This is a genomic window from Phyllobacterium sp. SB3, assembly GCF_040009165.1.
In the GTDB taxonomy this organism is placed as follows: Bacteria; Pseudomonadota; Alphaproteobacteria; order Rhizobiales; family Rhizobiaceae; genus Phyllobacterium.
This window is the reverse complement of sequence record NZ_JBDYKI010000002.1, coordinates 653,154-678,614: the sequence shown is the minus strand read 5'-3', so window position 1 is coordinate 678,614 and position 25,461 is coordinate 653,154. Positions and strand designations below refer to the sequence as shown.

The 25,461-nt window shown below is 53.9% G+C and carries 24 protein-coding genes; 10 read left to right on the top strand and 14 right to left on the bottom strand.

From position 1 onward, the window contains the following. Positions 1-43 precede the first annotated feature (43 nt). Complete coding sequence (locus ABKW30_RS09740; protein ID WP_348598691.1) at positions 44-1,396, top strand: formimidoylglutamate deiminase; 1,353 nt, start codon at positions 44-46, stop codon at positions 1,394-1,396. 135 nt (positions 1,397-1,531) lie between these two features. Here ABKW30_RS09740 and ABKW30_RS09735 read toward each other — a convergent pair whose 3' ends face one another. The 6 genes from ABKW30_RS09735 to ABKW30_RS09710 form a co-directional block, all read right to left on the bottom strand. Further along, positions 1,532-3,283 carry a cytochrome c biogenesis protein DipZ gene (locus ABKW30_RS09735; RefSeq protein ID WP_348598690.1) on the bottom strand — a complete coding sequence of 584 codons (1,752 nt, stop codon included), beginning with the start codon at positions 3,281-3,283 and terminating at the stop codon, positions 1,532-1,534. Positions 3,284-3,404: 121 nt separating this feature from the next. Then, the gene (locus tag ABKW30_RS09730) at positions 3,405-3,920 is read right to left on the bottom strand and encodes an HPP family protein (RefSeq protein ID WP_348598689.1); all 516 of its coding nucleotides are present in this window, start codon (positions 3,918-3,920) and stop codon (positions 3,405-3,407) included. Positions 3,921-3,988: 68 nt separating this feature from the next. Continuing rightward, on the bottom strand, positions 3,989-5,191 hold the full coding sequence (locus ABKW30_RS09725; RefSeq protein WP_348598688.1) for an NAD-dependent formate dehydrogenase: 1,203 nt from the start codon (positions 5,189-5,191) through the stop codon (positions 3,989-3,991). Between the two features lie 249 nt (positions 5,192-5,440). After that, positions 5,441-6,358 (bottom strand): LysR family transcriptional regulator, encoded by a 918-nt coding sequence (locus tag ABKW30_RS09720; protein WP_348598687.1) that lies wholly within the window; start codon positions 6,356-6,358, stop codon positions 5,441-5,443. An 81-nt stretch (positions 6,359-6,439) separates the two neighbouring features. Further along, positions 6,440-7,090: a pyridoxal 5'-phosphate synthase gene (locus tag ABKW30_RS09715; RefSeq protein WP_348598686.1), complete on the bottom strand. Its 651-nt coding sequence runs from the start codon at positions 7,088-7,090 to the stop codon at positions 6,440-6,442. Between the two features lie 53 nt (positions 7,091-7,143). Next, a complete protein-coding gene (locus tag ABKW30_RS09710; RefSeq protein WP_348598685.1) occupies positions 7,144-7,917 on the bottom strand; it encodes a class I SAM-dependent methyltransferase in 774 nt (257 codons plus the stop codon). Between the two features lie 189 nt (positions 7,918-8,106). On the opposite strand from ABKW30_RS09710, the gene ABKW30_RS09705 reads away from it, so the two are divergent. Continuing rightward, positions 8,107-8,988: a LysR family transcriptional regulator gene (locus ABKW30_RS09705; RefSeq protein ID WP_348598684.1), complete on the top strand. Its 882-nt coding sequence runs from the start codon at positions 8,107-8,109 to the stop codon at positions 8,986-8,988. A 294-nt stretch (positions 8,989-9,282) separates the two neighbouring features. Here ABKW30_RS09705 and ABKW30_RS09700 read toward each other — a convergent pair whose 3' ends face one another. From ABKW30_RS09700 to ABKW30_RS09675, 6 genes are read right to left on the bottom strand one after another with little or no spacing between them, the layout of a single operon-like run. Beyond that, positions 9,283-10,173, bottom strand: coding sequence for an SIS domain-containing protein (locus ABKW30_RS09700; RefSeq protein WP_348598683.1), 891 nt, complete (start codon positions 10,171-10,173; stop codon positions 9,283-9,285). 59 nt (positions 10,174-10,232) lie between these two features. Then, complete coding sequence (locus ABKW30_RS09695; RefSeq protein ID WP_348598682.1) at positions 10,233-11,096, bottom strand: MBL fold metallo-hydrolase; 864 nt, start codon at positions 11,094-11,096, stop codon at positions 10,233-10,235. A gap of 6 nt (positions 11,097-11,102) precedes the next feature. Next, a complete protein-coding gene (locus ABKW30_RS09690; protein ID WP_348598681.1) occupies positions 11,103-12,032 on the bottom strand; it encodes a phosphoglycerate dehydrogenase in 930 nt (309 codons plus the stop codon). Between the two features lies 1 nt (position 12,033). Continuing rightward, positions 12,034-12,987: a shikimate dehydrogenase gene (locus ABKW30_RS09685; protein WP_348598680.1), complete on the bottom strand. Its 954-nt coding sequence runs from the start codon at positions 12,985-12,987 to the stop codon at positions 12,034-12,036. Next, entirely contained in the window at positions 12,984-13,637 is a 654-nt protein-coding gene (eda, locus tag ABKW30_RS09680) for a bifunctional 4-hydroxy-2-oxoglutarate aldolase/2-dehydro-3-deoxy-phosphogluconate aldolase (RefSeq protein WP_348598679.1), read from the bottom strand. The genes ABKW30_RS09685 and eda overlap by 4 nt, the downstream gene beginning before the upstream one ends. A gap of 28 nt (positions 13,638-13,665) precedes the next feature. Continuing rightward, a complete protein-coding gene (locus tag ABKW30_RS09675; RefSeq protein ID WP_348598678.1) occupies positions 13,666-14,289 on the bottom strand; it encodes a glucose-6-phosphate isomerase in 624 nt (207 codons plus the stop codon). A gap of 198 nt (positions 14,290-14,487) precedes the next feature. Here ABKW30_RS09675 and ABKW30_RS09670 point away from each other — a divergent pair, with 198 nt between their 5' ends. From ABKW30_RS09670 to ABKW30_RS09635, 8 genes are all read left to right on the top strand, one after another. Next, on the top strand, positions 14,488-15,468 hold the full coding sequence (locus ABKW30_RS09670) for a substrate-binding domain-containing protein (protein WP_348598677.1): 981 nt from the start codon (positions 14,488-14,490) through the stop codon (positions 15,466-15,468). 76 nt (positions 15,469-15,544) lie between these two features. Next, positions 15,545-17,050 (top strand): sugar ABC transporter ATP-binding protein, encoded by a 1,506-nt coding sequence (locus tag ABKW30_RS09665; protein ID WP_348598675.1) that lies wholly within the window; start codon positions 15,545-15,547, stop codon positions 17,048-17,050. Between the two features lie 12 nt (positions 17,051-17,062). Continuing rightward, positions 17,063-18,034, top strand: a complete 972-nt coding sequence (locus ABKW30_RS09660) for an ABC transporter permease (protein ID WP_348598674.1) — start codon at positions 17,063-17,065, stop codon at positions 18,032-18,034. A gap of 62 nt (positions 18,035-18,096) precedes the next feature. Continuing rightward, positions 18,097-19,599, top strand: a complete 1,503-nt coding sequence (locus ABKW30_RS09655) for an FGGY family carbohydrate kinase (protein ID WP_348598672.1) — start codon at positions 18,097-18,099, stop codon at positions 19,597-19,599. Positions 19,600-19,653: 54 nt separating this feature from the next. After that, positions 19,654-20,427: an SDR family oxidoreductase gene (locus ABKW30_RS09650; RefSeq protein WP_348598671.1), complete on the top strand. Its 774-nt coding sequence runs from the start codon at positions 19,654-19,656 to the stop codon at positions 20,425-20,427. Beyond that, a complete protein-coding gene (locus tag ABKW30_RS09645; protein WP_348598670.1) occupies positions 20,418-21,494 on the top strand; it encodes a glycerol dehydrogenase in 1,077 nt (358 codons plus the stop codon). Before ABKW30_RS09650 ends, ABKW30_RS09645 begins: the two co-directional genes overlap by 10 nt. 19 nt (positions 21,495-21,513) lie before the next feature. After that, a complete protein-coding gene (locus ABKW30_RS09640) occupies positions 21,514-22,260 on the top strand; it encodes an SDR family oxidoreductase (RefSeq protein ID WP_348598668.1) in 747 nt (248 codons plus the stop codon). Positions 22,261-22,422: 162 nt separating this feature from the next. Continuing rightward, positions 22,423-22,782: a hypothetical protein gene (locus tag ABKW30_RS09635; protein ID WP_348599019.1), complete on the top strand. Its 360-nt coding sequence runs from the start codon at positions 22,423-22,425 to the stop codon at positions 22,780-22,782. On the opposite strand, the gene ABKW30_RS09630 is transcribed toward ABKW30_RS09635, so the two are convergent. Both ABKW30_RS09630 and ABKW30_RS09625 read right to left on the bottom strand, forming a co-directional pair. Continuing rightward, positions 22,753-23,778, bottom strand: coding sequence for a GlxA family transcriptional regulator (locus ABKW30_RS09630; protein WP_348598667.1), 1,026 nt, complete (start codon positions 23,776-23,778; stop codon positions 22,753-22,755). The genes ABKW30_RS09635 and ABKW30_RS09630 overlap by 30 nt on opposite strands. A 237-nt stretch (positions 23,779-24,015) precedes the next feature. After that, positions 24,016-25,407 (bottom strand): M20/M25/M40 family metallo-hydrolase, encoded by a 1,392-nt coding sequence (locus tag ABKW30_RS09625; RefSeq protein ID WP_348598665.1) that lies wholly within the window; start codon positions 25,405-25,407, stop codon positions 24,016-24,018. Between the last annotated feature and the right edge of the window lie 54 nt (positions 25,408-25,461).

Genomic DNA, 25,461 nt, shown 5'->3' with positions numbered 1-25,461 from the left:
ATCAACGCAAACGGTTTTTCTGCCGCTTCGGGAGGATTCAACATTGACGCACGTTTTTGCACAATCTGCGCTGACGCCTTCCGGCTGGCAGCAGAACGTCCGCATAGGGTTCGACAATAACGCAATTACCGATATTCGGACGGATGCTACACCGATCTCGGGTGACGAATGCCATTCGATCATTCTTCCCGGAATGCCAAATCTTCACAGCCATGCATTTCAGCGTGGCATGGCCGGTCTGGCGGAAAGCCGTGGCCCGGGTTCTGACAGCTTCTGGAGCTGGCGCAATGTCATGTATCGCTTTGCTTTGACAATGACGCCTGATCAGGTGGAAGCGGTCGCTGCCCAGTTATATATGGAGATGCTGGAGGCGGGCTTCATTCGGGTCGGCGAGTTCCATTATCTCCATCATGATACTGATGGCCAGCCTTACGCCAACATAGCGGAAATGGCCGAGCGGATCGCAGCAGCCGCAAGCCAAACCGGCATTGGATTGACCCTGCTTCCTGTCTTCTACGCGCACTCGACTTTTGGAGGCGCCGAGCCATCGGAAGGGCAGCGCCGCTTTATAAACTCGCTGGACTCCTATGAGAAAATCCATGCCGGTTGTTTGGATGCAATCAAGGCCTTGCCCGGCGGCAATGTCGGCGTGGCCCCGCACAGCCTGCGGGCGGTTATTCCCGATGAACTTGCAGCCGTGACAGCTATCGCAGGCAGGAACCCGAAACATATTCATGTGGCGGAGCAGGTAAAAGAAGTCGAGGATTGCATCGCGTGGTCCGGTGCCCGCCCGGTTGAATGGCTGCTCCGGCATGCAGGGATTGACGAGACCTGGTGCCTGATCCACGCAACACATATGACTGACGATGAAATCAGCGCGATGGCACGCACTGGCGCGGTCGCTGGGCTTTGCCCGACAACCGAAGCCAACCTGGGCGACGGTACATTTTCTGCAGATCTGTTTGCGCAAGCGGGTGGCAGGCTTGGCATTGGTTCAGACTCCAATGTTCTCATCGGAATCGCAGATGAACTGCGCCAACTGGAATATTCTCAACGTCTGGCGCACCGCTCACGCAACGTGCTTGCACCAGCGGGCGGATCGACAGGCCGCAGCATTTTCGACCACGCAGTTCATGGCGGTGGAACCGCCCTTGGTGTCGAAACAGGGCTTGCGGTTGGCAGGCCAGCAGACTTCATCAGCATCCAACCGCAGACGGCTGCAATCTTCTCCGGTGACCTAGCACTGGACTCCTGGATATTTGCCAACGGTGCCAAGATCAACAGCACCTGGGTATCCGGCATCAAGCAGGTTGAGGGCGGCCGCCACAAGCTCCGTGACCAGATCGAAGGTCAATTCGGAAAAGTCATGAAAGAACTGGTTTCGGCAACTCCCTAGCGTAGCTTGCCGCGGCACCATGCCTGGAGAGCCAATGCTCCGCCCGTTGTTTCAGTCGGCGTGCTCGGGAATTTTGCTGGTTATTTTCCAGGCAGCGTGAGCCGGCCACAGGTTGGAAGTGTCCTTGCTTCTACATCACCCGAACGTAAATGCAAAAGCTTGCGCCCCGGAATCCAGAAACTCGATTTCAAAAAGTTTGTCTTCGATCGCCCCTTTCTGGCGCACCAATTGATAGAGACGCTGATCTGTGACAGTGCCGTTACCTTGCTCGTCAACGTCCATGCCGTGATCCGTCCCCGGCGCCGTGCCGTCAATTGTCAGACGAAAGCGCACAGGCTTTCCTGCCTGTTGCGGACCGAGAACCAAATGCAGGTCGCGGGCATGAAAGCGAAACGAAATCCTGCCGCCCGGGCGATTGAGTACACTACGCTCGTTTTCAATGGTCCATTGCCCTGCAAGCGCCCATTGGTTTAATTGAAGTTCTGGAGGAGCTGAGTAAATGCGGTTCACGTCTGCTCCGACATCTTCGATGGATACGAAGTTCGAACCACGATCATAACCCAGATAAGTCTCGGACGTGATCATGTCGGCCTTGTTCGCTGCGGCTTCCACCCCAGCGGCTTTGACCGTCACGAGATCGGTAGAGACGTTGCTTTTTCCTGCTTCTGCCAGCAATTGCTGGATGACCTTTTCAGACCGGTCATACTCACCTTCACCGAAATGGTGATAGCGGACCCGTCCCTGAACATCGATGAAATAATGCGCCGGCCAGTATTCATTCCTGAAGGCACGCCATATTTCATAATTGTTGTCGATTGCGATGGGATAGTCGATCTTCAGATCGGTTGCTGCCTTCCGGACATTGGCAACATCCTTTTCAAAGGCAAATTCCGGTGCATGCACGCCAATGACCACCAAGCCTTGATCTTTGTATTTTTCCGCCCATGCCCGCACGTAGGGAACGGCGCGCAGACAGTTGATGCATGAGTAAGTCCAGAAATCGACGAGGACGACTTTGCCGCGCAGTCCCTCAACCGTCAGAGGTGGTGAGTTCAACCATTCGACAGCGCCGACAAGTGGCGGAAATTGTCCTTCGACAGGCAGAGAATTTCCCGGACCCCCGGAATTGTCTGCCAGGGGGGCTGATGGTTCGCGGGAGGATTTCGGGCGTACCGTATCAACAATGGTCTGTTCGAGGCGTGATGTACTGGCGAGAGATATCTGCGTCAGGTATCCTGTATCGAGACCAAGAGCGATCACTGCAACACCGGCCAGAACTGCGGCTCCCAAACCGCGCCTGATCCATTCTCCGGCACCGAGTGAACGTTTCATGACCACGAACACTTTGCCACCGATCAGCAAGGCCAATGCGAGTGAAGTAGCAGCGCCTGCGGCATAGGCGAGGAGAAGAAAAGATGTTTGAACACTCGCGCCGTTAAGAGCAGCGCCGGTTAAAAGCAGGCCGAGTACAGGTCCCGCGCAAGGTGCCCATAACAGGCCCGTAGCAATACCCAGCAGAAATGACGATGCGACGGTGGTGCTGGATGTTCCATTGGATGCAGACCGGGAAAGTCTTGCACCGAGCGACACCAGGGGGCGGGTAAGCCTATCTGCAAGACTTGGGAACAGAAGTGTTGTTCCGAAGAACGCAACAAGTATAATTGCAGCTATCCTGCCAAATTGATTTGCCTGTACCGCCCATCCACCTCCAATGGCAGCCAGGCTGGCCACGCCAGCAAACGTAATGGCCATGCCGAGCAGAAGCGGGAACCCGCTCTTGGCGAATGGTTGGTCTGTCCTTGCGAAAACAAAGGGAAGCAACGGAAGAATACACGGGCTGACAATCGTCAGCGCACCGCCAATATAGGAAACAAGAAAGAGGATCATACTGTCTGCCTTTTGATGTCAGTCCCGATGGAGTTCATCCATCTGCTGTCTGAGATACGTTGGCTGACCGGATTAAGTTACAACGGATACGGTATATTTTTAAGAATATATCGTTTGGCAGTCAGGGATTGTGCGGATAAGGCCGTTTTGACAGTAACTTGTGGTATAACGTGGCAACCACAATAATGGTAGCTGTTCCTGCCAGCACGGGTGTCAACAGGAAATGCCAACTGGCACCTGCCAAAATAACGACGATGGGATCGGCTCCCGCTGGCGGATGAAGAGTGTCGGTAAACTGCATGGCAGCAATCGCAAAACCGACGGCCAGTCCGCAGGCAATGGGTGAAGTGCCCAGAGTTGCAAGGGCGATGAGTCCTGTTGCGGAAGACAGCAAATGTCCGCCAATGACGTTATGCGGTTGCGCAAGAGGACTTTGCGGAATTGCGAATATAAGAACACAACTGGCTCCAAAAGGTGCAATCAGCAGCGGTGTGTTCCAGATTGCAGCGATTGTTGCCAGAAGATAGACAGCCAGCAATCCTCCGAGCCCCGACACGCAGGAGACGACAAGCTTCAGTCGAAGTTTCGAAGCCATTGTTGATGAGCGCGTTCCCGGCACCTTTTCCTGCGATGACACATTCAATCTCCCGGTTGAGCCGATAGGAAAGCCGCCTGCCTTCTTCCGGCAGGCGGCTAGGAACCCTGTCAAGCGATCTTGAAACGGGCAGCCTCTTCGGACCCGCCAGTGGCGTTACCGGCACTATAGGAGCGAGCGCCGACGCCAGCGAGTTTTCCGCCATCAACAATCAAGTAATCATCCCGGATCGGCCGCTTTTCGAACCAGCATTCCAGAATTTCGCGTGTGCCGGCTGCATATCGCGTCTGGGCAGAAAGTGAGGTTCCGGAGATGTGCGGCGTCATACCGTGATGGGGCATTGTCCGCCACGGGTGATCCCGAGGCGCTGGCTGCGGAAACCAGACGTCGCCGGCATATCCCGCCAGTTGCCCGCTTTCGAGCGCGCGTACAATAGCGTCGCGATCGCAGATTTTGCCACGTGCCGTATTCACCAGATATGCGCCGCGTTTCATCTTCGACAGCATCTTTTCGTCGAAAAGATTTTCAGTTTCCGGATGCAGAGGGCAATTGATGGTCACGACATCGCAGACCTTGACCATGTCTTCAACGGTGGCGTGCCAGGTAAGGTTAAGTTCCTTTTCAACCTCTTCCGACAAACGGTGGCGATCAAAATAATGCAGGTGCACATCAAACGGCTTCAGACGGCGAAGAACCGCGAGACCGATGCGGCCCGCGGCTACGGTGCCCACATGCATGCCTTCGACATCATAGGAGCGGGTCACACAATCGGCGATATTCCAGCCGCCTTTGACCACCCATTGGTAGGACGGAATGTAGTTTCGGACGAGCCCAAGTATCATCATGACGACGTGCTCGGAAACACTGATCGAGTTGCAATAAGTCACTTCCGCAACTGTAATGCCACGTTCAATCGCAGCCTGCAGGTCAACATGATCGGACCCAATACCAGCCGTCAGTGCAAGTTTCAGATTAGGCGCACGTGCAATGCGTTCGGCAGTGAGATACGCAGGCCAAAAGGGCTGTGAGATAACGATTTCCGCATCGTGGAGTTCTTTTTCGAATACGGAGTCAGGTCCATCCTTGTCCGATGTGACAACCAGAGTGTGCCCAAGTGACTCCAGATAACTCCGCAATCCCAGTTCGCCGGAAACGCTGCCCAGCAAGGTGCCAGCCTGGAAATCGACTGCCTTGGGCGTTGGCAGAGTTTGCCCGCCGGGGTAGGTCTTTATTTCGGGAAGATCGTCCCGCGCATATGATTGAGGGTATCCGTCAATCGGATCGTCATAAAGAACGCAAACTACTTTGGCCATGAACGTTTCCTTCTGATGTTGGACAACAGGAAACGCACCTGACTACGCGTTATGCACAGTCAATGATATTCACCGGGGTGAATTGAAGCAAGGATTGCCGGATATTCCGGCCCCGCTCAGTTCCCTGCGTTTCCTCCTCCCGGTACCCACCTCATTATGCGAAGCATGGTACGCGGAACGTTGGAAGATTTGCATGAGGATCTGCAGCGTTCAAATGAATGGTTTGAAACAATTGATAGACGGTTTCGATCAAGCAGCCTGATCGGCATCAAAAAAGCTTTTCTCAAAATCCGCATTTCGCACCGCTCGCACAAGGGCGTTGGCCATTGGAGATTGCGGTTCGCGTGCCGAGAGAACCAATCCTATGGACTGGCTGTGTGCCGGATTAACAAGTTCGATCGAGACAAGCTCGTGCGTATGGCCGAACACATAGAAAAATGTATGCGGAACAATACCGCACCATTTGCCATTGCGCAGATGCGAACATACGCCAAGAAATGAATTGCTGACAATTGAAGGCCGGATTGTCAGCCCTGCCGATGCGGCAATGCCGTTAAGAATGCGGCGGTTCTGCATGTCGTCACTCAACAGACAAAGCGGTTGCTCGACAGCTTCCGACCACTCCACCGAGCTGCGATTTGCAAAAGGGTGATCCGGGCGGCAGACAAAAACATAATGCTCCCGATAGAGCGGAAGCCGTCGGACGTTTCGCAGCGGTTCATTGTCCAGATAGGTCAGGCCACCATCAATCTCGAATTCATCGAGACCCCGCTGGATAGCACGGGATGTCATGGATTTGATTTCAACGGTCGCGTCTGGATGATGTTCGCTGAAGCGTTCTGTCAAAAATGAAACAGAGGGCATGGCCGCAGGTATGACGCCGAGCCGCAATACGCCTGCAAGACCTTCATGAGCGCCGTTAAGGTCTTTGTGTAAACTATCATAGTCAGTCAGTATCTGGCGCCCCCAGATCAGAGCTTTTTCACCCTCAGGCGTTAATCCCATATAGCGATGGCCACGCACAATGAGAGTGGTTTTCAGATCTTCTTCCAGTTTGCGAATGGCAGCGGAGAGGGTGGGTTGGGCTACATTGCAGATCGCAGCAGCTTTGGCGAAGTGACGCTCCTGGGCCAAGGTCACGAAGAATGAAAGATGTCTGATCAGCATTCCCGACTCGCGCCTTTTCAAGATCGTTATATTTTACCAAATATAACGATCGAAGATACAAGTCCAGTTGTTGACGATCGTTCAGGCTCCGAGGAGTTCTTTAATCCAGCAGCTTTCTCCAAGGCGGTAACGCAGACGAACATGTTGCCTTTGTTGGTGTGCCTGCCAGAATTCAACTTCTCGTGGCTTGACCGCATAAACAGTCCAGTTTGGATCAACATGTGCCGGATGCTGTGCAAGAAACGCTGCCATCCGTGCCGTTGCCAGCTCATCCGGCTTGTGACTGGCAACGATCTTGCTCTGCTTTCCGAGAAGCGCCTGGATACGTGAACCGATCGGCTTGTCGAGGAAATCGTCATTTCGCTGTTCAAATCCCATGTCGGTACCAGTTCCCCTGATGCGAACCTGACGGCCAAGCTTCTGCCAGTAGAATGTCAGGGCCACGGATGGGCTATTTTCGATCTGCTGGCCCTTGGGACTGTTTCTGCCAGTAGAAAAATGCCAGCCATTATCATCAAGATTTTTGAGGATAAGCACGCGGGCGTCGGGCTCATTATTGGCATCCACAGTCGATAGGATCATCGCATGCGGTTCGCGAATGCCGGTATCAATCGCAAGCTGCAACCAATCAAGGAACAACGTTTGCGGATCGAGGGGTGTGCTTGAAGGATCGAATGCAAATGGGCTGGAAAGAGAACTCAGCGCACGCAGCTTGTCTTTCAGAGTGGACATGACGGTTCTTTCGCTGCAAGAATGGAGTTGGAATTGGCATGTTGCTTTGTCAGTCAACGGCCGATAATCAGTCTGAGAGACCCTTGGAAATAGGGTTGCGTACGTAAGTGCCCATAGCGCGTATCCCAGCCGCCGGTATCAAGATCATGCTGCAAATGATCGACAAAGCGTCGCGACATTGACTCCTCAAGGAAACTCCAGGCTGAGTTTGCAAGCCGCGCACCGGGCTCAAGCAGCCGTTCCGGACGCCCGTAATATGCTTCACCGAAGCCATCAACGCAGTTGAGCGGTATAGGGATCGGAAGGATGTCCCCCTTACCACCCAAACCATTTATGATCCTCTGCATGGATGGATAGCGACGCGCCTCCACCGCGATGGCCTCAGGTGCGTAGGCATTTAACCAGAACTGTTCAAGTTCGGCAGGGTCACACGACAAGACCAGCACTGGCCCGCGTGTCACGCGTCGCATTTCGCCAAGGCCCTTTTCGAGGTCCTGCCATTGGTGAACCGTAAAACTTGCCATGCTTGCATCAAAGGAAGCGGCCCCGAACGGCAGGTTCTCGGCAACTGCATCAATGGCGCTGGACAGGGTTGGGGGACGTTGAGACCGCATCGACGCAGATGGCTCAATGGCTGTGACGTTGAGATCGACAGGTTCATACGAACCCGCACCTGCGCCCACGTTCAGAACGGTTTTTGCCGCACCCAGTTCCGACCGTATAAACCGGGCAATGAATGGTTCAGGCTGCCGATATCTGGTATATCCGGCTCCAATCACTCCATAATTTGCATCACCGGCACTTCCGTCAGGTTTTCGTCTTGTCATAGGAATGGCTCCGCGGCTTCTCAATCGGGCATTGATACGCCAGATCACAAGAAGTTTTTGTTAGAGTCGGTTAGAGAGCGGGAAAGTTATGGGTTTCAGCCAGTAATTACTGGATTTATCAACGTTGTAGATGTACGTGCTGATGTAGAAAAGCGATTTCATTACACAAACATTGTACGGAAAACTCACATGACTCGCCGTCCGATATCCCTGAATGCCCTTCGTGCGTTTGAAGCTGCGGGACGACACGGTCGCATGACGCTGGCTGCTCAAGAACTGAATGTCACCCATGGCGCCATCAGTCGGCAGGTGCAGCATCTTGAAAATACTCTGGGCGTCACCTTGTTCGAAGGTCCAAAGAATGCGCAATGCCTTACGGAAGCAGGAACGAGATTATTGTCCAGTCTCATTCCGGCATTCGATCAGTTGGACATGGCCGTGCGAACAGTCGCCGATACCGAAGAGGGACCGCTCGATGTTTCTTGCCCCGGAACGTTCACGATGCGGTGGCTCATTCCCCGGCTGTACAGGTTTCGAGCTAATCAACCTGACATTGAGGTGCGTTTGACGGCATCAAGCAAGCCTGTCGATTTTTCCCGGAACGGTTTCGATGTTGCAATACGCGTGGGGTCAGACCCGTGGGCGGATGGGGCCGAGGTTGTGCCCTTGTTCAAGGAAACCATGGGACCGGTTCTCACACCAGCGCTTGCCGATGTGGCGGGGCATGATCTTTCCAAAGTTGCCCGACTGCATTCCCGCACACGCCGCCATGCGTGGAAGGATTGGTGCGAACGCTCGGGCACCCTCATCGACGATAAAGTTGGGGCCGAGTACGAACATTTCTACTTCATGCTGGAAGCAGCAAGTTCCGGACTTGGTGTGTGCATCGCGCCTTGGCCATTTGTATCGGATGATATCAGGTCAGGCAGACTGGTTGCGCCATTCAGGTTCATTGAAAGCGGTCAGGAGTATGTGGCGTTGCGAAGAAACCGCAGGCATCGCAAATCTATGCTTTTCTGTGATTGGCTTAAGGAAGAAGCCAATGCTTTCAGGAAGGCTTGGCAGTATTGATCTGCGCAGCAATATCATTGAGTGCGGTGAGAACTTAAGGAACGGGACGCCAACCAGGGAACGTCGAAATTCTCTTAACTGGCGTTTGACAACTTAAACAATTGCCATGCGATCGCCTTTTAGGGGATGCTTTGTTCCCGTTACCAAATTACAGAAGGTTCAAGCTGAGGATGAAATTCTCAGAGAATCCAATAGTATCTGCCTTTTCAAAGGAAGATCTCTACGACCTTTCTGGACAGCCAGGAACTGGCTATGCCCGTTGGTTTTCCAGATAGACTGATACGTTCTTGTATATCAGATTGGTTGCATCTTGCGCATGTCGCTGAGCTGCCGCTTCATCTGATGTATGCGGGCCTGTTCATCAGCGGGCCGGCGCATCGCAACGCTTGTCGAAAGAATATCGATGATGACCAAGGCAGCGATACGGGAAATCGTTGGTGTATACATATTGGTATTCTCCAACGTTTCTATGATGAGAGATACATCGCTGTAGTTGGTAAGCGGTGAATCCGAACCGGTCAGACAAACTACGGCTGCCCCGTTATCTCGCGCAATTCGCGCAATCTCGATGATTGAACGGGTCGTTCCAGTGTTGGATATGAGAAAAGCGACGTCACCAGGCTTCATCATGGCGGCAACCATGACCTGCTGATGGGAATCGAGCTGCGCCCCGCAAGGTACACCAAAAAGCGGAAACTTTTGTTGCGCATCGCGCGCGACAATCCCCGACGCACCAAAGCCGAAGAATTCAATGGATTTTGCTTCGGATAAAATATCGATTGCTTTATGCAGGGCTGCATTATCAAGACGAGAACGTGCCCAATCCAAACTTGTCATGGTGTAATCAAAGATTTTTCCTGCCACGATTTCCGGCTTGTCAGTATCGAGCAGCACGGAATGCGTAGCCGGTGTTCCGAAGGCCAGACTTTGTGCGAGGCGAATTTTGAAATCCTGAAAGCCATTGCACCCTATGGCGGTGGTGAACCTCAAGACAGTCGGCTGGCTGACCTGTGCAAGAGTTGCTGTCTCGCCCACCGTGGCATTCAACATCCGCTGCGGATCGCTGAGAACGATATCGGCAACCTTGCGGTCGGATTTGCGTAAGTCCGAACGCATGTTGCGGATTATCTCGATTATATTGCGGCCGCTATTGCCCCGTATTTCTGCGCCCGCATCCGTATCCATTTTGTGGCCTCTCTTGCCTCTCCCTCACCATCGCGGATCAAGAGGTTATTCGCTCTATGCTAAATCCTCGTCCAGGTGAACGCAATTCCCTGGCGGGCGCGGTGGATGACTGGAGATTTCGTCGACTGCGCCGCAGCGTCGATAACTTCCGGCCGCTCGGTATTGAAGGCAAAAAGTCCGTAGTGATGCGCGACCATATGCGGGCATCCAATTGACCGGGCAAGCGAAATGGCCTCCTTCAAGCTGAAGTTTCCAGGCACGCCATTTTGCGAAAGGTCTGTCCGACGGCCATTCACCGGAAGCAACGCTACATCGGGATGGAGAGCGTAGATTTCGTTTTCCAGGCCGGGAAAAGGAACGCAGTCGCCGGAATGCCAGATCTTTACGCCATCAAAGTCGAACACGTAGCCCAGAAATCGATTATTTCCTTCAGGGTCTGTTTCCAGAGTTTCATGAGCAGCGCGGGTGGCCGTAACGGTAATCCCCTGCCTGAAGCTGAATATTTCGCCGCCGCTCAAAAGGATCATGCGATCTTCTGCAACACCGGACCGGTCTACAGCCTGTGAGCGTGCCGCGCGTGGCACAATGAGGTTTGTCCGGGGATTTTGCTGCAGCAGTGGCTTGAGTGTGTCGGGGTCCATATGATCCGTGTGAGCATGCGTGCACAGTACAAGATCAATAACGCCTGTTTCGTCAACGGTAACTGGCGGCGGCATCAAACGGGTATGGGGACGTTCGGTACCCCGGTACTTTTCCGCAAGAGAGTCGGAAAGATAAGGGTCGATTATAATTCGCTTTCCGAGGGCTTCAATGATAAAGCCAGCCTGACCGAGCCAATAGATACGGATGCCCGATGTGGGCGGGCTGCGCAGTATTTTGGCGAGGGGACAGTCAAGCTCCAATTCTACGAGGCGTCCGCTCATTTTGCCTCACGGTCGCAGTGCTGCGACAAGATTGTCAGCTGCCAGGCGTGTGGCCCTATCCACACTTTCTGCTGTGAAACCTCCAATATGGCTCGTCGCAATAACATGCTGATGCGAGGCAAGTCCCAGGGAGACGGGCGGTTCGGGTTCGAAAACGTCCGTAGCATAGTAGCCGATCCTGCCCGCATCGAGTGCATCGATCAGCGCATCTTCATCGACCAGTCCTGCCCGTGCTGTATTGATGAGTACCATGCCGTTTTTAGCGGCGAATAACCGTCGCCGGTGAAGTAGCGTTGATCCGTCGGCCGGCAGGGGACAGTGAAGTGAAACGACATCTGCGTTCGAGATGACATCGTCAACATCCGCATAGGAAAATGCTGAGGAGGGAAAGTCCAGATTTGGTCGAAGAGGATCGAAAGCGATAACAGAAGCGCCGAGCGCTATCACCATGCGGGCAACTTCGCGGCCAATAGCGCCACACCCGATAATGCCTGTTGTACGGCCTCTGATTTCAATACCGCGCACACGAGGCCAGCCGCCGGACTTGATGCCGGCATCAGCAAATGGAATGGAGCGGAGAGCGCTGAAGAGAAGCCCGATGGTCAGCTCCGCAACGCCAAACGAGTTCGCACCTTCGGCAACCATGATCCTGACACCGCGCTGGTTCAACATATCCAGCGGCAGATTATCCACACCGACGCCATTACGGCTGATGACTTTCAGGTCGCTTGCTGCATCGATGATTCTGGCCGTCACCGGCTCAACTCCGGCTAGCCAGCCAACGCATCCCGGTACAAGTTCGAGCAGTTCGGCTTCGGTGGGAATGGCTCCCGGTGTTGAGTAGACGATATCGAAACCCTGTTCCTTCAACCGCTCAATATCAGGGTGAGGTTCTGAGGTCAGAGAACGTGGCGTAACCAGAATGCGTTGAGGCATATCATCGTCCTGCCGCATTGAGTGCAATTTTCGAGATTCGTTCAAAGGCAGGTCCCGAAGTCGGTATCATTACGTCAAATACCTCGGCAATTACCTGTGTCCAACCATGAAGGAAATAGGTCCAACCGTCCTCGATTTGGAGGTTTGCCAAATTTTGTTGGCGGCGCGCCTGATCGAGAAAGACCAATTCGCCACGATAATTGAGGTCCCACACTATGGAACGATTTGGAAAACTGCAGGCGTCGGACAGGGGCGAACCGGGCGCATCTTTACCGAGACCTGTGGCATTGATGATCAGTGAGCCAGGCTTCAACCTTTGTAGAACAGCATCATTATCCTCAGCCTTTGGAGCCAAAACATATTCGACCGGCACATCACTTGCGATCTGGGAATGAATTCGACGAATCTCGTCAAGCCGGTGCTGACTGCGGTTGGAAACAACAATACGCCCCGGAACATCCAGGCCGCGGGAGCGGCGCATGAGATGCCATGTAATCGCAATTGTAGACCCTCCCGCACCCATCGAAAAAAGATCAGCACCGGTGCGAGCGAAATAGCCTTTCTCAATGAACCCGTCGATGGCAAGGCCGGATGAAATAGGGTCTTTTGCATGGCAGACCAGTTTGCCGTCACGTTTGGATATACAACTCGTCTCATCCATAAGAAGGGCATGGGGATCAATGACATCGAATATGTCATTACAGGCATGGAAAAGATCGATCTTATGCGTTGTTACGAGCGCACCCAGGGAGAACGGATCGTTTTTGATGAATTCGACCGCATCGCGATATTCCGTCGGATCGTCGTGGAGTTTGAAGTCAATTCCCTTGATGATGGCATCGCCCAGGCTCAATTCTTTTGCCCATGCCGGAAAGACCTTCATGATCGAACTTTTGCCCGTGCTAACGCCGATGAAGTAAAGCGTCGGGCTTTTTGCTGGGGAGTATCCGGTCACTGACGGCTCTCCAATGCCTGTTGCGCAATCTTGATAGCAGCAGCGGCATTTTTCGCTATGTCCTTGAACCGGCCGTCACGAATGTCTTCGGTCTTTGCGATCCATGTTCCGCCGACAGCGACAACTTGACGTATGGAAAGCCACTCGCCGATTGTCGCTTCTGTCACACCGCCCGTGGGGATGAAGCGGATGCCGAGATGCGCAAAGGGAGCAGCTATTCCTGAAAGGGCTTTTGGTCCACCGGCTATCCCTGCAGGGAAGAATTTCGCCAACCGGACGCCGCGTGCCGTTGCGATCGTAAGGTCAGTAGGTGTCATGATGCCCGGATAGAAAGGCAGGCTTTGCGCGTTCGACGCATCGACTATTGCGGGATCAAAACCCGGAGCAAGAGCAAAGCGGGCACCGCTGTCGACTGCACGCTTGAGGCTTTGAGTATCTAGAATAGTGCCGGCGCCTATGCAAAGTTCAGGGCGGGCATCACGTATTGCGGCAAGCACCTCAGCTGCTGCTTCTGTCCGGAATGTGATCTCGGCCACGGGCAGGCCGCCCTCAAGTAGTGCATCTGCGAGGGCAATTGCATCGGAGGCTCGCTCAATTGCGATAACTGGGATGACACCGAGGCGCGCGATCAGCTCGATTGGATTTTCCATGCATCGGTCCTGTTGTGTCTGCGTTTCGTCAAGCATACTGTTTCATCAGTGCGGCAACCTGCTGGTCAGTGCGTGGTTTGTAGGCCGTATTGTCGACCAGCTCCCACCCGCCGGAATTATCAGCGACAATGCGATGACGCATTCCGTTGGATGCTTCGATGATGCCGTAATCCTGTCCACTATCGGAGGGATAGGCGAAAACCATGACGAGATCCTCGTCGCCGACATTGACGGACCGATGAATCCAGAATGGCGGCACGTAACAGATGGTTTGGGGCTTTATCTCGACAATACGTGTCTCGCCCGCAGGCGATTCCAGATGCATCAACCCGTAGCCACGCTGACCAAAATATATCTCCGGCCTGTCTGCTTTTGCATGTATGTGCCCACGTGTAAGATAGAATTCGCGGCCTACACGGCCGGGGCTCATACGGGTAACCCCGTAATTGATGTCGCCTGTGTGTTCGCCGGGGCGGAAATCTTCGACGTCATAAACAAGAAGGTCGCCTTCGGAACCAAGAAGAGCTTCGTAGGCCTCTGCGTTCTCGTAAAGCCCGACCAGATCGCTTAAACGCTTTTCATAGCGGCCGGTGCGTCCACTCATTCCACCAGCGTCAGGGTCAACTATGGATGAAACAGGCTCTCTCAACATATCAGTCTCCGTAATTGGTAGTAAAATTACATAATCAGATCAGAAGAAACGTGCAAGGGAAATTTTACTACCCGCAACCACCATAAAACATTGCATAATGATTGAAAAATATGTTGACGTTAAATTATTACGTAATTACGCTACATATAGCCATGAGGAGTTGGCTCGCGGGTTACGCGTTACGGAGGAGGAGAAAAAATGAAATTCCTGAAACAGAATGCTTTCAGACTGGCTCTTGTGGCTGCTGCGTCGGTTGCTGCATTTTCAGCGGCGCAAGCTGCCGATTGTAAACTCGGTATTTCCATGAAAACATTGGATGCGCCCTACTTTGCAGCACAGGAAGTGTCCGCCAAAAAGCATGCGGAAAGTTTGGGCTGCGAAGTCATTTCCGCCGATGCCCAGAATGATCTGAACAAGCAGGTTGCCGATATTGAAGACATGGTCGCGCAAGGCATTAACGCGTTGATCGTCAATCCCCGCGACAGCAAGGGTCTTGTTCCGGCTGTCAATGCAGCAGCTGCGGCCGGGGTTAAAGTGTTTGTCATTGATTCAACACTTGACCCGCAGGCACAGTTCATCACCCTCGTTCAATCTTCAAACACGCAGAACGGCTTGCTCGTGGGCCAGTGGCTCGCGGACCAAACAAAAGGCAAGGACCTGAAGATTGCACTGATTTCCGGCGACAAGGGCAACGAAGTCGGTCAGGAGCGCCGTCTCGGTGTGCTTGCCGGTCTTGCAGAAGGTCAGCTACGCAATGAGGGTCGCGCACGATTTGAAGTCGTCGGTCAGGGTTGGGGTGCCTGGGGCAATGAAGGTGGGCTGAAAGCAATGGAAGACCTTCTCGTTGCTAATCCGGACATCAACGTTGTGCTTGGAGAAAACGACTCCATGGTTCTGGGCGCGCAGAAAGCCTTCGAGCAGGCTGGAGGCAAGGACGACATCTTGTTCCTCGCAGCAGCCGACGGTCAAAAGGAAGCATTAAAACTGATTAAGGACGGCAAATACGGTGCGACGGGTCTGAATGATCCGGCTCTTGTCGCCTCCACCGCTGTCGATCTTGCCAAGAAGGCAATCGACGGTACGCTGCCGGCGGATGTTTCAAAGATCACTTATACGACACCAATGGCTATCACGAAAGATAATGTCGACCAGTACTACAAGGCCGATGCGGTTTTCTGATTGATATCATCTGACTGGCAGCGTCACATACTGCCAGTCGCTCCCCTTATTCGACTGTCGATAAGAAGAATTTGCCATGGATAGTCTCATTGAACTGACCGGCATTCGCAAATCGTTTGGAGGCGTTCGCGCACTTCAGGGCGTGGACTTTGCTTTGCGTGCCGGTGAAGTCCATGCATTGCTTGGCGAAAACGGTGCAGGGAAATCAACACTCATGCGTGTTCTTGGTGGTGAACATATACCCGAGTCAGGAACGATCAAGGTCCGCGGAGATGAAGTCGCCCTGCGCGGTCCCATGGATGCTCTCGGCAAGGGTATTGCGATAATTCATCAGGAAATGGCGCTCGCAACCGATCTTAGCGTTGCGGAGAATATCTTTCTTTCGGGAATACCACGGGTCATTTCATGGCGCGCCCTGAATCGCCGGGCCAGCCAACTGATCGAAAGCCTGGGTTTTTCGATTTCCCCGGGATCGATCGTGGGTGATTTGCCTCCGGCACATCAACAAGTGGTGGAAATTGCCAAGGCACTTTCCCACAATGCCGGTGTCATTGTTTTTGATGAGCCTACCGCTGTTCTATCAGTTCAGGATGCCGAGCGTCTGCTTGATATTATTCGCACATTACGGGAGCGTGGCGTCGGCATCGTTTACATCTCGCACCGCCTCGATGAGGTCTTCCGGATTGCTGACCGCATTACCGTCATGAAAGACGGTTCCTCGGTCGCAACGGTCGAAGCGAAATCCGTAGGAATCGACGATGTCATACGGATGATGGTCGGGCGCTCACTCAAGGCTTTATTCGGTGAAGATGTGGAACGCAAGCCTGGAAAGGAAGTATTGCGGGTAGAGAACCTTTCTGACGGGCGGCGCATAAAAGATGTTTCTCTGGCGGTAAGGGCAGGGGAGATCGTCGGGCTTGGGGGGCTGGTCGGTGCTGGTCGCACGGAGGTCGTGAGGATGATATTTGGAGCCGACCGTGCCAAATCAGGCAGTATCTTCATCCAAGGCAAGAAAGTACGAATAAATTCCCCTCAAGATGCAGTGAAGGCAGGTATCGGATTGGTACCGGAGAGCCGCAAGGAACAGGGACTGGTCCTCGATTTTCCAATTCGCGTCAATGCAACCATGTCCAGGCTTGCACCCTTGGTCAACGGCTTTGGTTTTATCCGCCGCACCGCTGAGAAGGCAGCCGCAGCAAAGCTGGCTTCTCAACTGAAGATTAAAGCGGGTAGCCTCAATGATCCGGTGTCGAGCCTGTCGGGCGGGAATCAGCAGAAGGTCGTTCTGGCAAAATGGTTTCATGCCGATGGTGACATGCTGATATTCGATGAGCCAACGCGCGGTGTTGATGTCGGTGCCAAAACCGAGATTTATTCGCTTATCAAGTCGCTGGCCGCCGATGGCCGCGCGGTGCTTGTCATTTCATCTGAACACCTGGAACTCTTTGGTCTTTGCGACCGTATATTGGTGATGCGCGAGGGAGAGATAACAGGTTCACTCGAGCCGGATGATTACACCGAAGAAAAATTATTGAAGCTGGCAATGGCAAGTATTGCTGCGCCAGCAGTATCGAACCATTGATTGGGTAGGCCAGTGACAGATTTGACCGAAACACACCGCCGCTCGCTGAACATCAGCAACATTCTCCACCGTTATGGCACGCTTGCTATCTTGATAGCACTGTTGATCGTGGCGACATCCATGTCGAACGTCTTTTTGACCGAACGGAATCTTCTCAATGTACTGCGGCAGATTTCGGGGACGAGCCTCATGGCGGTGGGCATGCTTTTCGTCATTCTCACACGCGGAATAGATCTCTCCGTGGGATCGATCGCAGCGCTCGGAAGCGTTATTTCCGCCATTCTGATTCAGAAGTACGGGACTGGCGTTGCCCTTGGCAGTGGGCTGATTGCGGGTGCCGCCTGCGGCCTCATATCCGGGCTGCTCATAGCCTACCTAAAGCTTCCCCCATTCGTAACAACACTGGCCATGATGACCATTGCACGGGGTCTGTCACTGATCATCTCCGCTGGCCAGCCCATCCTGATGGGTGACAGTGGCGCAGCAGTGACTGCATTCGGCTCGGGCACGTTCGGCTCCATTCCCTATCCAATAATACTGATGGGTGTGGTGTTTCTAATTGCCGGTCTGGTGCTGACTTTCACCCGTTTTGGACGACTTGTGAAAGCGATCGGTTCGAATTTGGACGCAGTGCGACTTTCGGGCATTCCCGTCGGATACTACACGATGGCGGTCTACGTTATTTCGGGCATTCTTGCCGCAGCTGCAGGCATAGTTTCAACAAGCCGTACCGGGATTGGTTCAGCCAATATCGGTGTCGGTGCGGAACTTGATGCAATTGCAGCAGTGGTTATTGGCGGTGCGAGCCTGATGGGCGGACGAGGTGGTGTCATAAACACGTTCATCGGCGTTATTGTCCTTGGCATTATTGCCAATATGATGAACTTGGCTCGCGTACCCGGGTATCATCAGCAGGTGTTTATGGGTTGCATCATCATAGGTGCGATGCTTCTCCAGTACGCCTCCAACTGGTTTCGCAAGTAGTCACCATATGGCACGGCCGTTATCAGAGCTGAGTTCGACCCTGGCCAAAAGGACACGGTTCCATGGATGATAATCTCACGCTTGCGATTGACGTCGGAACCGGGAGCGTCCGGGCGGCACTTGTTGACAGTGCGGGCAGGATACTTGTCATTGCTGCGCAAGAGCACGAGCAAATCGTCCCGCAATTTGGCTGGTCGGAGCAGCGCCCGGAGGACTGGTGGCATGGCGTCGTGGCTTCGATCCGCGAGGTTCTGAATAAGGTTCCGGATGCACATATGCGAATTTCAGCCATAGCTGCCTGCGGACAGATGCATGGGACAGTCCTGATCGGAAGCGGCGGTGAGCTGGTTCGGGACACAACACCTTTATGGAATGATAAACGCACAATCGACTATGTGGCGGACTTTGAAAGAACCCATGAGCCCAAGGATTATATCGCTGACTGTGCAAATCCGCCCGCGCCTGCCTGGCCCGGATTCAAGCTGCAGTGGCTGCGCGATAATGATCCCCGGGCTTACGAGAAAACGGCTGCTGTCCTTATGCCAAAGGACTACATCAATCTCCGGTTGACCGATGAAATCGCCATGGATCGTACCGATGGTGGGGCCAGCTTTTTGATGGACCCCCGCACAGGCGAATGGTCAGATAAAATGATCGGGCTTCTGGGTCTGGACCGAAACAAGCTTGCTCCGCTGCGAGATCCTCTTGAGTTTGTCGGTAGTGTTACGGCGATAGCTGCGGAAAAGACCGGGTTGCGCCAAGGAACGCCGGTGCTCGTTGGAGGGGCGGACTATCCTGTGGCGTTGCTGGGTTCCGGCGTATGTACACCGGGAATCGGCTCGGAGGTCATGGGGACCTCGGCCATTATTACCGCTATAGCAAAGCAGCCTCTGCTCAATCCTTCAGTGTGCAATGTCGGTACCGTCGAGGGAAATTGGGGGGCATTCATGCTGCTGGAGTCCGGCGGCGATGCCATGCGCTGGGCACGCCGTGCATTTCATGAAAAGCAATTCAGCTATGAAGATATAGTTGCGAAAGCAGCGGAGGCCCCACCAGGATCTGACCGGCTGTTCTTCATGCCCTACCTTGCCGGTGAACGGCTCGGCAATCACCGCAATGCGCGCGCACAATTCTTCGGGATCGGCGCCAATCACGGCCTTGCCCATATGCATCGGGCGATACTCGAAGGCGTGGCCTTCGGCGTCAAGCGTCACATTAATGTATTGGACGCGATTTCCGGTGCGCCCTTGGAGCGGATTATTGCATCAGGTGGCGGGACGAAGACTGCGCTGTGGATGAAGATCAAGGCCAGCATATACAATATTCCTGTTCTCGTCCCTGCCGAAGCTGAATGCGGCATTATCGGATGTGGTATCATGGCCACCACGGCGACAGGTCGTTTTGCCGATATCAATGCCGCTGTTGAGGCTCATGTCAGCTATGTCGAAGAGGTGATGCCAGATCCGAAATGGGTCGAGGTTTATGCGCCGATGCAAGACTTCTTCCAGAAGCTCTATCATCATAGCCAGACGCTTTACGACGATCTGGACGGGCTCTCGCGATGATTTTCACTGCACTGTTCGACAGCCCGATCAATTCAAACGCAAAGGTGCGCTTCCATGTATCTCGATAAATTCAAACTGACGGGTAGGGTCGCTGTAATCACTGGCGCTGCCCAAGGCATTGGGCTTGCGACAGCCGAAGCTCTCGCTGAAGCCGGAGCAACTGTCGTTCTCACTGACATGAATCTGGAGCCATTGAAGAGAGCAACTGAAGGCCTGTGCGGCAAAGGCTACAATGTGGACCATGAACAGTTGGACGTTACCAGTTCCGCCGGTGTTCAGGCTGCACATGACGCAATAGTCAAACGCCACGGGTCAGTGGATATCCTCGTCAACAATGCGGGTATTGCCATCAGCAATCATCCCGCTGAAACCATGACCGATGAAATTTGGATTAAAGTTGTCGACGTCAATCTCAACGGTGTTTTCTGGTGCTGCCGCTCCTTCGGAACAGCCATGCTGGAGAGAGGGTCGGGTACTATCGTCAATGTTGGATCAATGTCGGGGTTTATCGTTAATCGCCCACAGGAACAGGCCAATTATAACGCGTCCAAAGCTGCGGTTCATCATCTTACCAGATCGCTTGCTGCCGAATGGGGTGCGCGGGGGGTGCGGGTCAACTCGGTGGCCCCGACCTATATCGAGACAGAAATGACCAAATATGTTTATGACGATCCGGAGATGTATCGCCACTGGGCCGGCGGCACACCTATGAACCGTCTCGGGCGTACAGACGAGATTGCTTCAGTCATCCTTTTTCTTGCCAGTGATGCTTCAAGTCTGATGACCGGCTCGATCGTTCTTGCCGACGGTGGCTACGTATGTTGGTAAATGCAGGTACGGGAGCGCGCTTCCCGGGCAGATATATTCAGGGAGCGGGCGCTATCCGGCTTCTGGGGCAGGAGGCTGCCGTCTTCGGTAACAAGGCCGCACTGCTTCTTGACCGGGGTGTTTTTGATCTCATCGAAAAGGATATCGCTGCTGCCTTTGAAAACGCTGTCCCGGTTGGAATCATCCGTCATGGTGGAGAGTGTTCCGAGCGGGAAATTGCATTGCTTGTTGCGCGTGCGCGCGACATTGGTGCAGATGTGATCATCGGGGCAGGGGGCGGGAAGGCTTTGGATACGGCCAAAGCGGCGGCCCGCGATCTTGCCCTTCCAATCATAATTTTTCCGACGATAGCCGCTTCCGACGCACCATGCAGCGCGTTAGCAGTGATCTATAACGATGACGGTAGCGTGGCCTATGATACATTCCTGCCACGCAACCCGGATCTTGTGCTGGTGGACACTGCATTGATCGCCAAGGCACCCGCCCGCTATCTGGCGGCGGGTATCGGCGATGCACTGGCAACCTTCTACGAGGCTGAATCCTGCCGTCAAAGCGGCGCTTCCAACTGTATGAAAATACAAGGTGCAAGCTTGGCCTTCGAAGTGGCCCGATCCTGTCGGGACACGATCTTCAAATATGGAGTCGCCGCGCTGGCTGATTGTGATGCAAACACTGCGGGACCCGCTCTGGAGCGGGTCGTGGAAGCAAACATCCTTCTTTCCGGCATCGGTTTCGAGTCCGGAGGTGTGGCGGCCGCTCACGCCATTCATCATGGGCTATGCGAGCTGGATGACGTGCATCACCATCTGCATGGCGAAAAAGTCGCTATCGGGGTGTTGGCCGGTCTGCAACTGCACGGCTTGGAGGACGAGTTTCGAAGGGTTCGGGAGTTTTGTCTTTCGGTTCGCCTTCCAGCAAGGCTGGCCGACATCGGAATTGTTGAGCCTACGGAAGACAAGTTGAAGATCGTCGCCAGGCGCGCCTGCCGCAAAGGTGAAATCATCCATAATGAACCTATCCTGGTCACCGAAGATATGGTCATTGCCGCACTGAAAACACTGATCTGAATCTGCGAGGAGTGCTCAAATGAAAGAAACAGAAACCTTCAATGCCGGCTTGTTCTCCGGACGAACGGTTTTGGTCTCGGGCGGCACCGGTGGAATTGGCAGCGCGCTTGCGGAAGGGTTTGCTGCAGCCGGCGCATCTGTTATCGCTACGGGCAGTTCTCAGAACCGCGTAACCGCCGCCTGGCCGAAAGTATCGGATCGCCTGCGCTTCGAACAACTTGACGTGCGCGACGCTGCTGAAGTCGATACTTTTTTTGCCAAACTGGAAAGGCTTGATGTGCTTGTCAATTGCCAGGGCGTTGCGCGGCCCGACGCTGAATGGAATGAAGAAACATTTCTTGAAGTAATGGACATTAATCTCAACAGCGCGATGCGCTTGTCCCGGGCGGCGTTTCCCCTACTGAAAGCAACTGGTGGCAGCATCATCAATCTGGCATCCATGCTAAGTTACCTTGCGGATGATTCCGTTCCTGCCTACACCGCCAGCAAGACTGGTATCGTGGGGCTTACCCGGGCTCTGGCCCATAAATACGGGCGGGATGGTGTACGGGTCAATGCCGTTGCGCCGGGCTACCACAAAACACAGATGACTCAGCCGCTCTGGTCAGTTGAGGCAAGCGCCGGGAAGATTGCCGAACGGTCTGCACTGAAGCGTTGGGGCACGACGGGCGATCTGATTGGCCCCGTCCTGTTTCTTGCCTCACCGGCCGCCGAGTTCGTGACAGGGGTAACGCTCCCGGTCGACGGCGGCTATCACGTCGGATAATTTTCTATAAGTCAGGCTACAAATTCCAGCCACAACGATCTGTCAAATCAAATGGATGACTACCGAAGCAGCGGTCAGGAACATCAATCCGGAAGGTCCTTCACCGCCGGGGCTCTTTTAGCACCGCCAAAACCAGAATCGACCCTTATACAAGGCTGCTGATTGGCCGCACGAAAGATGTATGAACCCCAATTGCATGTCATCATCGATGCCAATGATCGGCCGGTCAGTTTCCTCATGACTCCAGGCCAGTTCACTGATTACACAGGCGCTGCAGCTTTGCTCGGCAGCTACCCAAGGCAACACATTACGACAGATGTCCAACAGTCGTTCTCTCCGCTGTCGCGCTCCCCGCAACTTGAATTGCCCAAGTGTATATGCGCGAACCAGGTTGGGGAAATAGCTTCAAGAGAGGTCGATAAAGTGTCGATCGCAGAAGGCGATCCAACAGAAATCTGGATCACTTTGCGCGTTTTTCCAGGCAAATTAAGCCTATGGCGTTTGATGCTCGGTGCTTTGTGAAATAAACTGCGAGCGCCTCCATACACTGGGTGAATAACCGTAGAGCCGTCGAAAGGCCCTCGCAAAGTGAGAAGCATTCTCGAAACCGACTGCCATCGCGATCTCGATCAGCGGAGTGTCGCTTTGCCTCAGGAGAGATTTCGCATGCTCCAGCCGCACGCGTCGATAGACAAGCGCGGGCGAGCTGTTAACTTTTTTCAGGAACAGTCGCTCAAGCTGTCGTCGGGAAATCCCCAGTGTTGCGGCCATTCCAGGGATGGACATCGCGTTCTCAATGTTCTGTTCCATCAGAATCGGCGCCGTGCGAAGCCTCGGATCGTCCGTGTCTATCGACAAGGGCCGACGCGATTGCACTGAATTGGCATTGCGAACTTTGTCAATCTGCAGCACTTCGAGCGCGTTTCGCTCGGCTTCTTCCCCGATATGCCGCCGTACCAATGCAGCAGCCAGATCGGCGGTGCTACTACCGCCCGCGCACGATCCACGTGTTGCATCGAGATTGAAAATCCTATCGGCCCGAACCCTCAGATCCGGAAAGCGTTCCCGGAAATCATTATAGTGCAGCCAACTAACGCAGGTCTCATGCCTGGATATGAGCCCGGCCTCGGCCAAGATGAATGTTCCCGTACAGACGCCGATCAAGGGTATCCCCTTGGATGCAGCCGCGCGTAGATATAGCAGGGTGTCGTTGTCGACCCCCGAGCCACCGGTCAATCGTCCCCCGATGACCACGATGTAGTCAAACTTCCTTGGATCAAGGAGCGACGACGTTGGCGCGACCTGAATCCCGCAGCTCGCGGTGACTAGATGCCTGGTATTCGACAGCACCTCCCAGTCCGCGTCGATCCGGCCTGAGCTGTCACCTTTGTCGCTGGCAAGTCGAAGCGTGTCGATGAAGAGGGCAAACGCAGTCAATGTAAACGAATGCGCAAGAACGAACCCGACCTTTAGGCGGACAGAACCAGCCTCTGGGGATGGTCGAAGAAACAAGGGCATGCCTTTCGTCGGTAATGTTTTTACGGAATTATAAATGAAGTGCCGGCGGACCGGGGAACCGGACGTTCACCACTGATCAAGGACGATGGACGAATGGTCCCCGCGTTGCCATCAAAAGCGTTCATTGAGGTGCAGCAAGGTTGCCAGCAGTTATCCGAGCATTGGTGAAACTTTCCGCCCAGGCGAGGCAAGGCATCTTGTGCTTTTCTTTAGCCGCAGTTCACACATCAACCGGACTTACTGCATTTGCTGAATCTCCTTGAAAATGCGCACCCAGCTTCTGGCCCCTTTCCTCAGACGCTCCATATCGTAATTTTCGTCGGGTGCATGAATAGCATCGGTCGAAAGGATGAAACCGATGACGATGCAATCAGCGCCCAACACTTCACTGAACTGCTGCACAAGCGGTATTGCGCCGCCGGTGCCTATGAGGACCGCTGGCTGCCCCCATTCCGCTTCGAGGCCCTGTGCCGACGCACGAAGGAAAGCACTGTCCTGAGAAAGTACGACTGGAGAACTACCACTTATGCCTTCAAACACAACAGAACAGCCGTCTGGAATAAGGGACTCAACGTATCGGCGAAAGCTTGCCCGGACTTTTTCTGGCTCCTGCCCGGAGACAAGTCTGAAGGAAAGGCGCGCTGTTGCCGTTCCGGGCAGCACGGAACGCTCTCCCGGCCCCTGGTTACCGCCGGTGATGCCGTTGATATCGACAGTCGGCCGCCCCCACATCGCCTCGAGTGCCGAATACCCTTCTTCGATCACTCCACCGCTTAGTTCAACGCCGTCGAACAAGCCGGAATATCGGGAAAGCTCGTGCCATTGTTTGCGGAGAGCGTCCGGAATATCTCGCACATCATCGTAAAAACCTTTAATCTTCACCCGTCCTCTATCATCATGAATACCAGCAAGGATGGCGCTTAAAATCCGAATGGGATTTGCAGCAACCGCCCCGTAATGCCCCGAGTGAAGATCGGGATTGGGAGCAGAAATCATTACCCTTTCGTGAAAAAGACCTTTAAGCTGTGTTGTGATCGCGGGCTGAGTGGGCGACCACATTTCCGCATCACAGATAAAGGCAACATCGCATGCGAGGTCCTCTCGATGCTGCTGAATGAATTCCGGCAGACTTGGCGAACCACATTCCTCTTCGCCCTCAAGTACAACAGTGATCTCGGCCGGGAATTCACCGTTGACACTTTTCCAGGCGCGCAGGGCCTCAATGAAGGTCCAAAGCTGGCTTTTGCTATCAGATGCGCCGCGACCATAAAACCGTTTGATGTCGCCATCTTCAATGAGTTCAGGCTTGAACGGAGCATACGTCCACTGTTCCGGGTCGCCGATGGGTTGAACATCGTAATGGCCATAAAAAAGCAGACGCTTTTGCTTTTCCTCGAGGCCGGATAACGACTGTGCAAGCACTACAGGATGACCCTTTGTTTGGATGATTTCAGCAACCAGCCCAACAGAAGACAGCTCTCGTAAAAGCCAATTGGCAGCTTGCGCAATATCCGGTTCCCGCGATGGCTCGTTTGAGATCGAGGGGATTGAGATCAGCTCAAACAGCTTTGAAACTGCCATGTTCAGATTGTCATCGATATTGTGGAGTACGTTCTCAATATCAGGCACTTTGGTCCCTCGTTCTATCGATTTGCAGAAATGACTTCACTGCTGTGATTGCAG